Genomic DNA, 14300 nt, shown 5'->3' with positions numbered 1-14300 from the left:
TTTTCTAATAAAAAGCTGATCAACGCCTATCGTTGACCAGCTTTTTTATCGTTGAAATGAATGAAAAAATTGTTTAAATAATGGAATGTCTAAATTTGATTTATGAGTAAATATTTTTACCGGGACATGTGATGAATAGGTATGTAATATGGTGATTTCGCCAGATTCAATTTCTTCCTTTAATCTGCCTGTTCCTAACATCCCGAGATAGGAGTGGTTTAGTACTCCTTCTTTTACAGCCTCATCACTATTACAGTGGACCATTCGAGGAAAGGTTACCCCTTGCTTCAGGAAACCATAGTAGATATAGTTTGCTCGATGGTCTAAAAGAACAGGGTAATGTTCTATACAGTACTCCAAATAAGAATTATCCTTGGCTATTTTGCTTGATGCAAATAAAACCAAATCTTCATATCCAAGTACACAATCGATCACATCTGCTGTACTCTGCTTGCCTACCGCAATCCCAAAGTCCAATTCTTGATTCAACACCTGTTTCAAGGCATTATCATTGCTGACAGCATGTACTTCTGCTGTGACATCCGGATACTTATCCAAAAACGTTCGAATCTTCGGGAGAAAATAGTTATAACAATAATTCTCAAGGCCGCCTACACGAATAATCGTTTTTTGCTCTTTAAAAAATAAGAAATCATGGCTTAGCTGAAACATCTCGCTCAGAACATTTTTACTATGCTTGTAAAGTATTTCCCCCGCTTTTGTAAGTACCTTTTTTCCATCTTTTTTCTCAAACAATGGCATTCCGACTTCTTCTTCGAGGATCTTTAAATGCTTTGTCACTGTTGGCTGTGAATAGTTTAGCCTCATTGCTGCACGGGACAAATTAAGTTCCTCGGCAACAATTTGAAAAGTTTGTAAATGCCTAAGTTCCACCGATTTGCCGCCTCCTTCTCTCTAGCTGGTAATCTAACATATATTCTAAATCATATACCTTCATTATTACAGTTTGGAATATTTTTATGCTTAATACTTGTTATAATAAACATGTAAAGCGAAAAACAAAATTTGTTTTACAGTAATCCGTACGTACGTATAGTAACACAAAGGGGTAATGGAACAAACTTGTTGGCAGACAACTTAGAAAATACGTTTTCTATTGTTGGTGCATTGTTAATTATGTTTAGCGTAAGATTGCTCAATGTTGAACATACTTTATGATTTGAAACTTGTACTATTTATTAAGGTAAGAAAAAATATGTTCAACATTGAAAGTTGGCTAATTACAAAAAGAGAAAGCGGTGAACGATATGGCAGCAAATTCAGCAAAATCCATGCCAAAAAATATAGAAGAGAGTCAAACAAAAGCAGCAGGAAAAAAGTTAGGCCTTATGGCGTTAATAGCTCTTGGTGTCGGTTCAATGATTGGAGGCGGTGTATTTAATAGCCCAACGGACTTAATTAATGTCGCCAATCCGCAATCCGTTATCCTTGCGTGGGTTGTCGGAGGTATCGGGGTAATTGGGTTAGCATTAATCTTCCAACTTCTGGCCAACAAAAGGCCAGAGTTAGCCGGTGGTATTGCTTCTTATGCAAGAGAAGGATTTGGAGATTTACTAGGGTTTCTATCAGCATTCGGATATTGGGTCAGCGGGTTATTCGGAAATGTAGCCTTTTTTACCCTATTAATTAAAACGCTCAATAGTTTATTGCCAACATCGCATCAAATACCGCCAATTGCATCTTTTATCTTGGCGTCAGTCATTTTATGGGCAGTTGTTTATTTACAAACCAAAGGTCAGGCACAGGTTGGTTTTATTAACTTGATTGTTACCATTGCAAAATTGCTTCCATTAGCACTGGTCATCCTGCTTGGTATATTCGTATTCCATCCAGTGAACTTCAATGTTCCAAATTGGACAAGCGTTTTAGCTAAAGCGACTGCACCTGTAACGGCTGCATCATTAGGTCATCAAATTAACTCAGCAATGGGTGTTATTCTTTGGTGTTTTATCGGCGTAGAGGCTTCCTCAATCCTTGCTGAAAAAGCAGAGTCACAAAAGATCGTTGGGAAAGCAACCGTTATCGCTATTATCGTTACGTTAATTGTATATATGGCTATTTCTGCGGTTTCAATGGGTGTTATTCCAGCACATCAACTTGCAAGTGCATCTACTCCTCTTGCAGATGTTTTAGGAGCAACGGTGATTGGTTCAGCAGGTGCTGTAATTGTTAAATTAGGTATTATCATTTCCTTACTTGGTGCATTATTAACTTGGATTATGATTGCAGCACAGCTTCCATATGTGGCTGCAAAAGAAGGTCTTTTACCAAAAGCATTTACTAAAACAAACAAAAATGGCGCTCCGACGTTTGCTCTTTTCATAACAAACGGGATCGCTCAAGTATTCTTCTTAGTTCTATTATCAAAAGGACTGCAAAACATTTACAACATGGTTCTTCTATTAGCAACAACCTGTATTATTTTACCTTATTTACTATCAGCTTTATATGCATTCAAAGTATCAATGAAAGATAAATTAGGTGCCGGTGCATTTATCTCATCAGTGATCGCCATTATTTACACTGTTTATTGCTATATCTCAGTTGGACTTGTCTTCCTTGCTGCCTCCTTCATCATTTATGCAATCGGAATGTTTGTCTTCTATAAAACGAAGAAGGACAATGGCAAGGTGATCTCTAAAGCTGAATGGTTCTGGATGGCTGTGATATTTATCATTGGTGTAGTAATGGCAATTCTGCTTGCTACAGGTGCAATTGCTTTCTAAATGTTACTGGACTCAATCGATTAACTCTGATGAAAGAGTCTAACTTCATAGAGAGCGGCTCTTTCATCCCAGTTCATTCAAACCACAATTTGAGGAGTGAATTATAATGGAACAGAAAAACTATGAATTGGCTGTCAACTTACGTCATGAATTACATGAGCATCCAGAACTTTCGAATGAAGAAGTGTGGACAAAACAGCATTTAATGGAATTTGTTAAAAACAATACAAAAAATCTTGAAATTGTCGATAAAGGAAACTGGTTTTATGCGATTTATCGTGTTGGAGAAGACAAACCAAACATTGCCTTCCGTGCCGATTTTGATGCACTGCCAATGGATGAATATATAGATATTCCTTGGGGTTCCAAATTTCCTGGAAAAGCACATAAATGCGGTCATGATGGCCATGCTTCCACACTTGCCGGATTTGCTCTGGAAGTCGACCAAAAGGGTGCGGATAAAAATATCTTCTTCTTATTCCAGCCGGCAGAAGAAGTGGGCAATGGAGCCGTTCAATGTGTCCCAATGTTGAAAGTAGAAAAAATTGATGAAATCTATGGTTATCACAACATGGCTGGTATGCCATTCCAATCTGTCAACGTGCTAAATGGTAACGTTCAATGTGCTTCAACAGGCATGAGTATCAAAATGGAAGGTGCCCCTGCTCACGCCAGTCAACCGGAAACAGGTAAAAATCCTTCCTTTGCGATTGCAAAAATCGTTGATGCTATTCCTTCCCTTACTGAAAATAGCAAAGGACTTCTCCTTTGTACCATCGTTCAAATCAATGTGGGCGGAAGAAACTTTGGAATGTCTGCATACAATGGAGAATTGCTTTTAACCATTCGTGCCCTTTATGAAGATGAATTAGACCAACTTCGTGATAACTTGATAAAAATTGCCAATGAAGAGGCAGAGAAATACGGATTGAAAGTAAGCTTTGAATACAGCGACTCATTCCCGGAAACGAAAAGCTCCAAGGAGTGTGTAGATAAAGTACGTGCTGTAGCAAAAGAAAAAGGGTTTGAACTTGTAGAAATGGAAGAACCACTTCGACCATCTGAAGATTTTGGACACTATACAAAAGTAATACCAGCAGCATACTTTTATGTAGGAAACGGAGAAAATTACCCTCATGTTCATACATCTGAATATGATTTCCGTGACGAAAACATAGAAATTGCTTGCGAAGTGTTCAAAGGACTTGCGGGAACAAATTAATATAGGGAGAGTACAGGAAAGTGAGTCCAGTATAATGAATAAAGTAATACAAACAAAAAGTCTGATTCTAATTTTACTAGAGTCAGATTTTTATTTAGGTTTATACACCTTCTTGTTTTGTCATTTTTCCAACTCTGTTTTAGTTTGAAAGGTAAAGTCCGCTGAAAGAGGTGGAACAGTATAGTCACCACGATTGTTATTTTTCTGTACTTTCTTAGATAGGAGATTTTTGAAATTGCCTGCCATTACTGCCTCAAGCTCTTTTTTCATCATATTAATTAGGAATATTAAAAAAAAGTACCCAAAAAGTGGATCTAAGACAATCCATGGAATCCTATAGAATTCTCGGTAGTTTTGGCCAATTAATCCCGACCATTCCTTCGTAAGTGAACTAACTTGGCCTGGAACATTATGAGCACCGATCCCCAAGCTTCCTGTTTCTGAGGTCCCGACAATTTCCTCCAGTGAGATACCACCCAAGTAAATATTGAAGGTACCAAGGAACATAATTAACACCAAGGTATTGAGTAATTGTTGGACAAATAGTAGCAAACCGTAAGAGTTCATAAAAGGCTTCAGATGCCTTTTTATAATATGGAAATGACTTGCCCCCATCAAATATGAACTTTGAATAAAGGACTTTCCTTTTAGTTCTTGGATAATATCTGATGTACTAATGAGGACAGAAGGAACACCCACAATTACTAAAATGATCATCTGATAAGCAATTATAAACACGGCACCATCTTTTACATAGATAGTGGAAGTAGCGGTAATAAGTAATAAGGTGATAATAATATGCGGAATAATTCGAAATACAACAAACAAATCCTTTACAATTGGCAAAAATAGCTTAAGCCAAAAGGAAAAAATGATCCCGAACAGACCACCAATCAAAACTCTCAGTATGGTGATGCCAAAGGCAATAAGGATGGTATATTTTGCGCCATATATCATCATTAAAAGGATATCTGCTCCATTTCGGTCAGAACCAAGAATGAAATGAAAGGAAGGCGGGAAAGGTGGGACGCCGATTATATTCCCACTTTCATCCGAAAGAATTCGCATTTTGTTAAAATCTGAAGGACCATATAGGGGATAGAGAAAGCTTAATATCAAGATAATACCCAAAATCGACAAGCCCAAAATGGTCTTTTTATAATTTAATATCCTCATATACTGTTATGATCCTTTCTATTCATTCTAAATGTTACAATCCAAGAAAGTAAATTCGATAGAATAACAGGAACAGCAAAAAGCAGAAGACTGATAACATATGGAACAATCCGCTTAGCAAAGAAAGATTTTACAATTCCTATATACCCGTCAATGTTAAATAGGTATTCTACTACAATAATATTCGTAAGAATGTACCAGATAATTACTTTTAAATGAATGAGTAATAAAGGAATAATGTTACGTATGATATGTTTTAAGTAAATCGTTCTGCGTGACAGGCCTTTTGATCTTGCAAATACGACATAATCTTTGACCTCTTCATTCAAAAATTCTTTTAATAAAAACTGGATTAAGAAAAGGGCGGGGAGAAAGGACGATACGAAAGCTGGTAAAAAGTAGGGCTGTGTACTCATTCCGCCATATAACTGAAACAGTTTAATATCGTATGTTTTATATAGATAGATGACTAAATATTGTAACAAGAAGATGATTAATAGTTCAGGTGCACTCGTCGTGAAATCAATGAAACCTGTTAATCTTTTTCGAGCGGATGTGGGCAGCATCATGATGGTGGTTGAGATAACCAGCCCCACAATTACTACAAATAGGAGAGCAAGTAATAAGATGCTCATTGTATAAAAATATTTATCAATGGTTGAAGCATTTAAATATTCAAATATAAATGGAACTTCATCTTTGATATGAAGAAACCAGCTTAGGTTACTTTTGGAGTACTCCCAATATAAGCTAATATCCAAATCTATTCTTTTTTCCTTAGCATTAAAATGAAGAAATATAGGAATATTCATCAAAAAGACAAAGCCAGCTAAAATGGCTGTTACACGTATGGGGAGATACAACACTTTCTTAATCAAATTTTATCCATCCCTGTCAATAATATACAACAATGTAATTCTATTATAAAATATCCTGACTGTGTTTGTCAGTTGAATGTGTACAAATAAAAAGAGTCAAAAACTTATAGATAATTAGTCTATATTAAATAACTATGGAAAGTCCCCCAACTTTCTTGTCTAGCAAACTGAGGATAGGCAGACATAAAGTTAATGATGATGGACGCTCGGTCTAGATTAGGGTATGTGCTGAATAAAAACCGATCACCATGTCGAATAGCTGTTAATGCAAGCGGTAATTCCCGTCTAAATATTTCATTTCGTTTTGCTGATTCATTTTTGGTATATTGTCCCTGATCTATATGCAAATAAACAAAATAATAGCAGGAACCTCCAATTTGTTTCCATTCTCCTAATACTTCATCTCTCATCGAATTTATCTTATCCCAGGCATAGTGAACTCCAATGGTTAAAAATAGATCTCCGGTTAAATCAGAGTGAGTTAGTGTGTAGCATCTTGGAATAACGGGTTCGGTAGCAGTGATCGCATCCCTGTATTCTACTGATAGCTTTTCAGGATTGAAATTACTCAAAGCAATCTACTCCAATCGTTTTTTTTTATCTTTATGCTGGTTTTCATTTATTAATTCTCGTAAAAAGTTAAAGCTGTCTCTTTATAGGCACTCTTATAATGATTAGTTAGTAGTTAAATTAACGGATGATAGTGTCAATAAAGTTATTCAAATATTCAAAAATTAATTCCTATCCTTAAAACTATTATCTAAAAAAGCTTGATATGTAGTGTTTTCCTGAAAAATACATTTGTATTTTTCGTGTGGAGGTATTATAATCGAATAATAATTCAGAAAGATTAGTAGACAGGAATTAATAGGAAGAGGGGTGCCGTAGTGGAAGCGAGAGAATTAAAGAGAGGCTTAAAATCGCGTCATATTCAGATGATAGCGTTGGGCGGTACAATTGGTGTCGGATTATTTATGGGTTCAGCAAGTACCATTCAATGGACGGGTCCGTCTGTCCTGCTTGCCTATATCATCGCAGGGATTTTTATCTTTTTTATTATGCGGGCTATGGGAGAAATGTTATATGTGGAGCCTAGTACGGGCTCATTCGCAACATTCGGTTATAAATATATTCATCCATTAGCAGGGTATTTAACAGCATGGAGCAACTGGTTTCAATGGGTAATTGTGGGGATGTCAGAAATTATTGCCGTTGGGGCATACATGAAATATTGGTTCCCAGATCTCCCCGCTTGGATTCCGGGGTTAGTTGCCTTTGTGATCCTTGGGGCAGCCAACTTAATTTCAGTAAAATCCTTTGGTGAATTTGAATTTTGGTTCTCGTTGATAAAAGTCGTCACTATTTTAGTCATGATCGTTGCCGGATTTGGTCTCATTTTCTTTGGAATTGGCAATGGAGGAATCGCAACCGGGTTGACCAACCTTTGGAAACATGGCGGCTTCTTTACAGGCGGCTGGTCAGGATTCCTTTTTGCCTTATCACTTGTTATTGGGGCCTATCAAGGGGTCGAATTAATTGGGATTACTGCTGGAGAGGCAAAAGATCCGCAAAAAACATTAACAAAAGCGACCCAAAGCATCATTTGGCGGATTTTAATTTTTTACATTGGAGCAATCTTTGTGATTGTGACGGTTTATCCGTGGAACCAACTACATTCTATTGGCAGTCCGTTTGTCGCAACATTTGCAAAACTTGGAATTACAGCAGCAGCGGGGATTATTAACTTTGTTGTCATCACTTCGGCAATGTCCGGGTGTAACAGTGGGATTTACAGTGCAGGCCGAATGCTTTACACATTGGGCGTTAATGGACAAGCACCCAAGATCTTTACGAAACTATCTTCTAATGGGGTACCATTATTAAGTACGTTGGGTGTACTGATTGGTTTGGCAGTGGGCATTATTTTAAGTTATATTGCACCAAAGAATTTATTCGTCTATGTCTATAGTGCTAGTGTGCTTCCGGGGATGATTCCGTGGTTTGTGATTCTGATCAGCCAAATTCGCTTCAGAAAAGTGCAGGGTGACAAAATGGACAAACATCCATTCAAAATGCCTTTTACCCCTGTATCAAACTATCTGACCATCGCCTTTCTGGTTCTAATATTAATCGCCATGTGGTTTAATCAGGATACTCGTGTATCGCTTGTGGTAGGGATTGTTTTTCTAGCGCTTATTTCTATCAGCTATTACGCCTTTGGCATCGGCAAGCGTGCAGCGGATAATGGTGATATCAAACGTGTTTCTTAAGACTTCTTAAAAAATAATGAACAACGTACTAGATGAAGGACAAACCCCCTCTTTTCTAAGAGGGGGTTTGTCCTTCTTAGCAGTTGTTACTAATGCTGTCTTTTACATAATCTTATTGTGCTATTTCCATTCAGTATCTGGAAGCGACTTGCCATCAACCTTGAGATTTTGATATATGCTTCCAGTCTGGAACATATCACCGTCGTTGATGTTCACGTTTTCCATGGTAATATTCTTTACGTATTGGAAATACAAAGGTTTATCAGCATGCACAGTGATGTTCTTTAATGTTAAACCATCAACAGGGCTTTCATATAGTCCTTGGAAGAAGGAAGCTTCTTGGGCACCTTCACCTGTGATATTTTGGATCGTAATATTTTTAATGTGAGGTGTTGTTTCATCAACTACACCAGTGTATGGAAGTGGAACACCATTTGATGTGTAGTTTGAGTTGATATTGAATACATCACCTTGAATATCTTTCATCATGATATTGTCAAATGTAAGATTTTCGATGGTACCGCCGCGCCCACGAAGGGTTTTCATACGAATACCAACGTCGGTGCCGTCAAATATATCATCCTTAGCAACAACATTTCTAACGTCACCGGACATTTCGCTGCCGATTGTAACGCCGCCATGTCCATGTTTCATAATATTGTTTCGGATTTCAATGTTTTGGCTTGGTCTGCCAATTTGGCGGCCTTCGGCATCCTTACCGGATTTAATCGCAATCGCATCATCACCAACATTAAATGTCGAACCAAAAATCTTTAGCCCATCAACTGAGTCTGGGTCAACACCATCTGTGTTTGGTGCATCCACTGGGACAGCTGGATTATTTACGTATACACTATCAATAACCACATTGTTGCTGTATAAAGGCTGGATTGTCCAAGATGGTGAATTGGTAATGTTTAGGCCTTGGAGAAGCACATTTTCTGAATCTTTGAATTGAACTAATCTTGGGCGGGCAATTTGAGTTGCTGGATTGGTAGCTTTTGGATTATCCCACCATAACCCCATATTAAAGTATACTGTTGTGCTAGCATCTGTGTTAGGATCATATTTTCCATTGTTATAGTCATATGTTCCAGCAAGGTTTACTTTTTTATAAGGATAACCGAATTCATCGACTCCATTCGAAGGCATTGCTTTAATTGGTCCAGCATTTCCATCAATTGTTCCCTCACCGATGACTTTAAGATTTTTAGCACCTTGGGATGCAATCAAGCTTTGATAAGAGTGGAAGGTAGTACCTTCCCAACGGTCTTCAATAACTGGATAGTCAGTAATGTCACGGCTTCCAAGAAGGGTTGCATCTTTTTGGATCTCAAATGTCATATTGCCTTTTAAATTTAGAGGAGCAGAATAATAGGTACCTGCAGGAAGTATGACAAGACTGTTTGGACTAGTAGAAGCTGCATCAATGGCAGCTTGAATTGCAGCTGTATCTTTGGTTAAACCGTCACCTTTTGCTCCAAAATCCTTGACATTGAATACTTTACCTAATACATCAGTTCTCACATTAACGTGAGCACTTTTGTTTGAATGATTACCCGCAGCATCTCTAGCAACGATTTTAAAACTATACATTGTGTTTGGTTTTAAGTCTGTTACGGTAAGGTTTGTCATGGCAATCCCATATTCATTTGGTGTTGTACTTCCAGCCAATTTCCCATTTACATAGACATCATAAGCTGCAATCCCCGTATTGTCAGTAGACTTATCCCAGATAAGACTTACAGACTTATAGGTTGTTGCATATGCATTTAGATTTAGAGGCGATGTTGGCGCTGATTTATCCAAAGAAACTTGTGCTTCACTCGTTGGAGGAGCAGCAAACACTGCATATGGCGCGATTGAGGAACAACTTAGAGCTAGACCTAGTGCTAAGGTTGAAAATGCTTTTTTTCTTAGTCTCATAAATTATAAGATTACCTCCTGGATTTAGATAAAAATGCTACAATTTTAGATGGAACAAAGTCCTGACTTTGATCTTGCATTAATCCTACAAAAATTGAAGATAGCGTTTTCAATTTTAAGTAAAAAATCCGATAGCTAAAACCTAAAAAGCCTTTCAAAAGTAAAGCAGATTTCCTAAATGATTAATTATAAATTTCTTCCTAACGTCTCGTTACACATCCTTTCTTCAAAATGTTAACGTTAACATTTTTTTGTTAACGTTAACATCCTTTTTATATTCTAAATCTAATCTTTTACCTTATTTAATTCAATATATATTTGGACCTATTTAGAAAATGGGACTATATGGTTATTGATCAATGATTAACAAGGGACTGACGATATAACAGTGGCGGTGAATCCGTACCATAAGTAAATGAGGGATGAAAAGTTTGTCAGGGTAATAGTCTACCTAATTACTAAGTGACTATTTTTTATTTGCTATAATTAAAAAGGAAATAAGTGCCTGTCACCTCCCGCCATTTTAGCAGAGGTTATCCTAATGTTTGAGATTTTGTTCTTAGAGCAGCATAGGGAAATTACATCTTAGAGGAGTGCTTTTTTTAATGAATCAGGAATTTCTTTACGTCATCATGATTATTATGCTTGGTTATCTTTTAAAACGTTTACGGGTGTTAAAAGAAACAGATGGAGAGGTCATCTCGAAAATCATTTTTAAAATCACCCTTCCTGCTTTGGTTCTAGTTACCTTCGATTCTGTAAAAATAGAAACCTCTTTAATTTTGATACCAGTAATTGTATTTATATTTGGAATCATGACTGCATTGCTTGGCGTTCTATTTTTCAAGCATGAGAAAAGGGAACTAAAAGGTTCTTTTCTCATGCTTTCCGGATTTAATGTCGGGTTATTTGCCTTCCCTCTCGTTCATGCCATTTGGGGGGTAAAGGGATTAACCTATTTTAGTATGTTTGATGTCGGAACCTCTTTTACAGTCTTTGGAATTGCCTATATCCTAGGAAGTTATTTTTCAGAAGAAGGACTGGGTCTAAAACCAGTTGAAATTTTAAAGAGACTTAGCAAGTCGGTTCCTTTAATGACTTATATTATTGCTAGTATTTTAAATTATAGCCATATCCATTTACCTGATCTGATCATTCATGTTGCCAAAACAATTTCTGGAGCAAATATGCCATTATCCTTATTATTATTAGGACTTTACTTAAACTTTAAGTTTGAAAAACAATTAATCAAACCTATGTTAAAATTTTTAACTTTCCGATATGGTTTAGGGCTGATTGTAGGCTTAGCTTTATACTTTTTCCTTCCATATGGTCAGATGTTTCGATCTACCATGTTAATTGGTCTGTTGCTGCCTTGTGCGGCCTCTGCCTTAACCTTTGCAGTTGAATTTAACTATAGTACAACCCGTTTAATTGCGATTATATCAAATATAACCATATTAATAAGTATCGTCATATTGTATATATTTGCTAACTTTATTTAAAGCTAATCCATAAAAAAACGGCAACCCTCTATACAAAGGGCAGCCGTTTTTTATATTGGACCTGTTAGTTTATTATTGTAACCTTTATTTGTTTTACTCCAAAATTGATTGCGTCATGTTCAGAAGGAATAAAGATATCAATTCGATTTCCTTTAATAGCCCCGCCAGTATCCCCAGCGACAGCTTCACCGTAGCCTTCCACATAAACTTTACTGCCAAGTGGAATAACAGATGGATCTACTGCAATTACCTTTTCATTAGGGTTTGTTTTCAGGTTAATTCCAGTAGCCGTAGTACCAGAACATCCTTCACACGAAGCCGTGTAGGCAGTTGCTTTCACTGTAATTTCCTTTGAACTTGTATTTCTAGTGGAAGTTGCTGGTGCCGCTTGTGTACTTTCCTCTGAACTTGTATTGTTCGTGGTTACAGCTGGTACTGCAGGTGCATTCCCCTTTTGTGTTTGTGCAGAAGGTATCGCCTGTTTTTCTGTTACAGCACTAGTAGTAGTATTAGTACCATTAAAGATTATTAGATTCAATCCAGGATGGATGAGATCGGTATGTAATTCGTTCCACTCTTTAAGTTGCGAAACTGTTATATGATTAGCTATGGAGATGTCCCATAAGGTGTCACCTTGTTTAACAATATGTTGTTTATCCGGTGAAACATTTAAGATATCTCCGGGATGGATAAGGTCGGTAGTAAGTTGATTCCACTTTTGGATACTTTCTAGAGATATATTATTTTTACGTGAGAAATCCCAGAGGGTATCCCCTTTTTGTACTGTTACCGTTGCAGCTTGTACATTAGCACTTACAGTTACCGAGAGTACAGCAACTGCTAAAATCGTTATTATTCTTTTAAGCATTTCTTTTACCCCCATGTTCTTTGTTTGCTAACTTTTCATAATCGTAACATAGATATTTCTGAGATAAAGAACAGGGGGATGTTAAATCGTTTACATTCGTACCATTTATATTACAATAACATTTCGGAAGTAAGTGAAAATTCTAATAATTAAATTAGGATTAATATCAACTAAATCATTTTTTTGGTCAACTGATTAAATGTCAACCGTGGTTGACATTTGAAAGGTTTTTTTATATAGTAGGTGGCAATTGAATGATTGGAGTGAACACACTTGAATCCGGAATTAGACTACTTGGACTTAATTGATTTATTAAGTGAGCGTCATCTTTTGCTTCGCAGAATCACAGAGAAATTGTGGAATGATAGCAGTGATATTCATATTTCCAATTCTGAATGGTTTATCATGGCGAGAATTTACAAAAAGCAGCCGACGATTGCGGATATCTCAAAAAGTGTAGATATTTCGCGGCAAGCAGTCCATAAGTTTATTAAAAGCCTGCAATCAAAAGATTTAGTTGAGGTAATGAATGTAAAAAACAACAATAAAGAAAAATGCATAAAATTAACTTTATTAGGTGAAGCATGTTATGAAAAAAATGCGGCACTAAAGGCTTCACTTGTGAAAAAGGTCGCTGATAAAATTGGAGAACAGCAAGTAGCGTTCCTGAAGGATTTATTAAAATCTAATTGGGGATTAGAGGAAGCCTATAAAGAGTAAAGAGTTGAGATGGTCATCCTATGATCTCCAACTCTTTTTTTGATTATTGCTTTATTAAACTGTTTACTTGTTCAACTATTTTATCAAAAGTGGTATCCAGAGACATTGCTAATTCCTTAAACAATAAATTTTGAATGGGGTCTAATATTTTGCGGTCTTGCTCATGCAACTTTTTATGTTCCAAATGCAACTCCATGTCTTTCCTCATCAGCGTACGGGTTATTTTAGCAATCTCCCTGCGATGCCCTGTTCTTATTATATCTTGGTATTGTCTGTATCTATGTTTTGGGTTTTCGATCCAGCCTGCCTCCGGCTGTTGGAAGGATAGTAAAATTTCCTTAGCTTCATCTGGATCTAGCAATTTTTGCATCACGACTTTATCGCTGTCAATGGGTGCACTGATGATGAGATTCGTCTGATCAAGAGGATGTAAAACATAATACGTTTTGGTCACATTCGAAATCGTTTTTTCACAAATATCATCAATTCTGCTTAAACCATGTATGGAATAAATCACCATATCTCCGACGTTAAACATTTTTATACCCCCTTTTTTAGGATTGTAAACCTAGTTTACAATCCACGTTACTCCTATTTTTGTGTTTTGTCAACCTTGTTGACAATGAAAGGGGACTTATGTACAGTTAGAATGTGATTTTTTAAAAATTAGGAGATGTAGAAAATGGAGATTGTGAAAGAACAACATCAGCTGCTTTCTGAAGATGAGAAAGACGATGCGTCTCCCGCGATGCAATTTGAAATTGGGGAAAGAGTAAAGATAAAAGTGATGGATAAAGAATCGATTCAGGGAATGGAGCCTGAGGATTACTATTATTTAAAAGGATTTGAGAGTAAAACAGGGGTTATTAGTGAACAAATGCAGAGTAAATCGGGTGCATATTCATATAGAGTTCAATTTAACGAAAATCGGTTCGGCTATTTTTATAGCAAGGATCTTATTTTTAATCCTCAAAAAAACAAATAAAAA

General features: G+C 36.7%; 13 protein-coding genes. 6 read left to right on the top strand and 7 right to left on the bottom strand.

Annotated elements, in window-relative coordinates:
• Positions 1-45: 45 nt before the first annotated feature.
• The gene (locus L1999_RS29275) at positions 46-894 is read right to left on the bottom strand and encodes a LysR family transcriptional regulator (protein WP_235741722.1); all 849 of its coding nucleotides are present in this window, start codon (positions 892-894) and stop codon (positions 46-48) included.
• Between the two features lie 374 nt (positions 895-1268).
• On the opposite strand from L1999_RS29275, the gene L1999_RS29270 reads away from it, so the two are divergent.
• Positions 1269-2747: a basic amino acid/polyamine antiporter gene (locus L1999_RS29270; RefSeq protein ID WP_235741721.1), complete on the top strand. Its 1479-nt coding sequence runs from the start codon at positions 1269-1271 to the stop codon at positions 2745-2747.
• 106 nt (positions 2748-2853) lie between these two features.
• Positions 2854-3969, top strand: coding sequence for a M20 metallopeptidase family protein (locus tag L1999_RS29265; RefSeq protein ID WP_235741720.1), 1116 nt, complete (start codon positions 2854-2856; stop codon positions 3967-3969).
• 120 nt (positions 3970-4089) lie between these two features.
• Here L1999_RS29265 and L1999_RS29260 read toward each other — a convergent pair whose 3' ends face one another.
• The 3 genes from L1999_RS29260 to L1999_RS29250 all read right to left on the bottom strand — a co-directional run bounded on the left by L1999_RS29260 (position 4090) and on the right by L1999_RS29250 (position 6595).
• Entirely contained in the window at positions 4090-5145 is a 1056-nt protein-coding gene (locus tag L1999_RS29260) for a hypothetical protein (RefSeq protein ID WP_235741719.1), read from the bottom strand.
• Positions 5142-6023: an ABC transporter permease subunit gene (locus L1999_RS29255; protein ID WP_235741718.1), complete on the bottom strand. Its 882-nt coding sequence runs from the start codon at positions 6021-6023 to the stop codon at positions 5142-5144. The genes L1999_RS29260 and L1999_RS29255 overlap by 4 nt, the downstream gene beginning before the upstream one ends.
• 119 nt (positions 6024-6142) lie before the next feature.
• Positions 6143-6595 carry a staygreen family protein gene (locus L1999_RS29250; protein ID WP_235741717.1) on the bottom strand — a complete coding sequence of 151 codons (453 nt, stop codon included), beginning with the start codon at positions 6593-6595 and terminating at the stop codon, positions 6143-6145.
• A gap of 315 nt (positions 6596-6910) precedes the next feature.
• Here L1999_RS29250 and L1999_RS29245 point away from each other — a divergent pair, with 315 nt between their 5' ends.
• The gene (locus tag L1999_RS29245) at positions 6911-8293 is read left to right on the top strand and encodes an amino acid permease (RefSeq protein WP_430539997.1); all 1383 of its coding nucleotides are present in this window, start codon (positions 6911-6913) and stop codon (positions 8291-8293) included.
• A 120-nt stretch (positions 8294-8413) separates the two neighbouring features.
• On the opposite strand, the gene L1999_RS29240 is transcribed toward L1999_RS29245, so the two are convergent.
• Entirely contained in the window at positions 8414-10219 is a 1806-nt protein-coding gene (locus tag L1999_RS29240) for a glycoside hydrolase family 28 protein (RefSeq protein WP_235741716.1), read from the bottom strand.
• 605 nt (positions 10220-10824) lie between these two features.
• Between L1999_RS29240 and L1999_RS29235 the strand changes: the two genes are divergently transcribed.
• On the top strand, positions 10825-11724 hold the full coding sequence (locus tag L1999_RS29235; RefSeq protein ID WP_235741715.1) for an AEC family transporter: 900 nt from the start codon (positions 10825-10827) through the stop codon (positions 11722-11724).
• Between the two features lie 64 nt (positions 11725-11788).
• Here the strand turns inward: L1999_RS29235 and L1999_RS29230 are convergent, their stop codons facing one another.
• A complete protein-coding gene (locus tag L1999_RS29230; RefSeq protein ID WP_235741714.1) occupies positions 11789-12592 on the bottom strand; it encodes a LysM peptidoglycan-binding and 3D domain-containing protein in 804 nt (267 codons plus the stop codon).
• Positions 12593-12865: 273 nt separating this feature from the next.
• Between L1999_RS29230 and L1999_RS29225 the strand changes: the two genes are divergently transcribed.
• Positions 12866-13312: a MarR family winged helix-turn-helix transcriptional regulator gene (locus tag L1999_RS29225; protein WP_235741713.1), complete on the top strand. Its 447-nt coding sequence runs from the start codon at positions 12866-12868 to the stop codon at positions 13310-13312.
• A 43-nt stretch (positions 13313-13355) separates the two neighbouring features.
• Here the strand turns inward: L1999_RS29225 and L1999_RS29220 are convergent, their stop codons facing one another.
• Complete coding sequence (locus L1999_RS29220) at positions 13356-13850, bottom strand: CarD family transcriptional regulator (protein WP_235741712.1); 495 nt, start codon at positions 13848-13850, stop codon at positions 13356-13358.
• A 144-nt stretch (positions 13851-13994) separates the two neighbouring features.
• Here L1999_RS29220 and L1999_RS29215 point away from each other — a divergent pair, with 144 nt between their 5' ends.
• Positions 13995-14297: a hypothetical protein gene (locus L1999_RS29215; protein ID WP_235741711.1), complete on the top strand. Its 303-nt coding sequence runs from the start codon at positions 13995-13997 to the stop codon at positions 14295-14297.
• Positions 14298-14300: the final 3 nt, after the last annotated feature.

The sequence above is a fragment of the Neobacillus drentensis genome, from assembly GCF_021560175.1.
Classification (GTDB): domain Bacteria; phylum Bacillota; class Bacilli; order Bacillales; family Cytobacillaceae; genus Neobacillus; species Neobacillus drentensis_A.
The sequence above is the reverse complement of the archived record's forward strand: the minus strand, read 5'-3'. Positions and strand labels throughout refer to the sequence as shown.

Coding starts and splice junctions, on each gene's coding strand:
- L1999_RS29270 (WP_235741721.1), top strand. CDS start 1,269: ATGGCAGCAAATTCAGCAAAATCCATGCCAAAAAATATAGAAGAGAGT.
- L1999_RS29265 (WP_235741720.1), top strand. CDS start 2,854: ATGGAACAGAAAAACTATGAATTGGCTGTCAACTTACGTCATGAATTA.
- L1999_RS29260 (WP_235741719.1), bottom strand. CDS start 5,145: ATGAGGATATTAAATTATAAAAAGACCATTTTGGGCTTGTCGATTTTG.
- L1999_RS29240 (WP_235741716.1), bottom strand. CDS start 10,219: ATGAGACTAAGAAAAAAAGCATTTTCAACCTTAGCACTAGGTCTAGCT.
- L1999_RS29235 (WP_235741715.1), top strand. CDS start 10,825: ATGAATCAGGAATTTCTTTACGTCATCATGATTATTATGCTTGGTTAT.
- L1999_RS29230 (WP_235741714.1), bottom strand. CDS start 12,592: ATGCTTAAAAGAATAATAACGATTTTAGCAGTTGCTGTACTCTCGGTA.
- L1999_RS29220 (WP_235741712.1), bottom strand. CDS start 13,850: ATGTTTAACGTCGGAGATATGGTGATTTATTCCATACATGGTTTAAGC.
- L1999_RS29215 (WP_235741711.1), top strand. CDS start 13,995: ATGGAGATTGTGAAAGAACAACATCAGCTGCTTTCTGAAGATGAGAAA.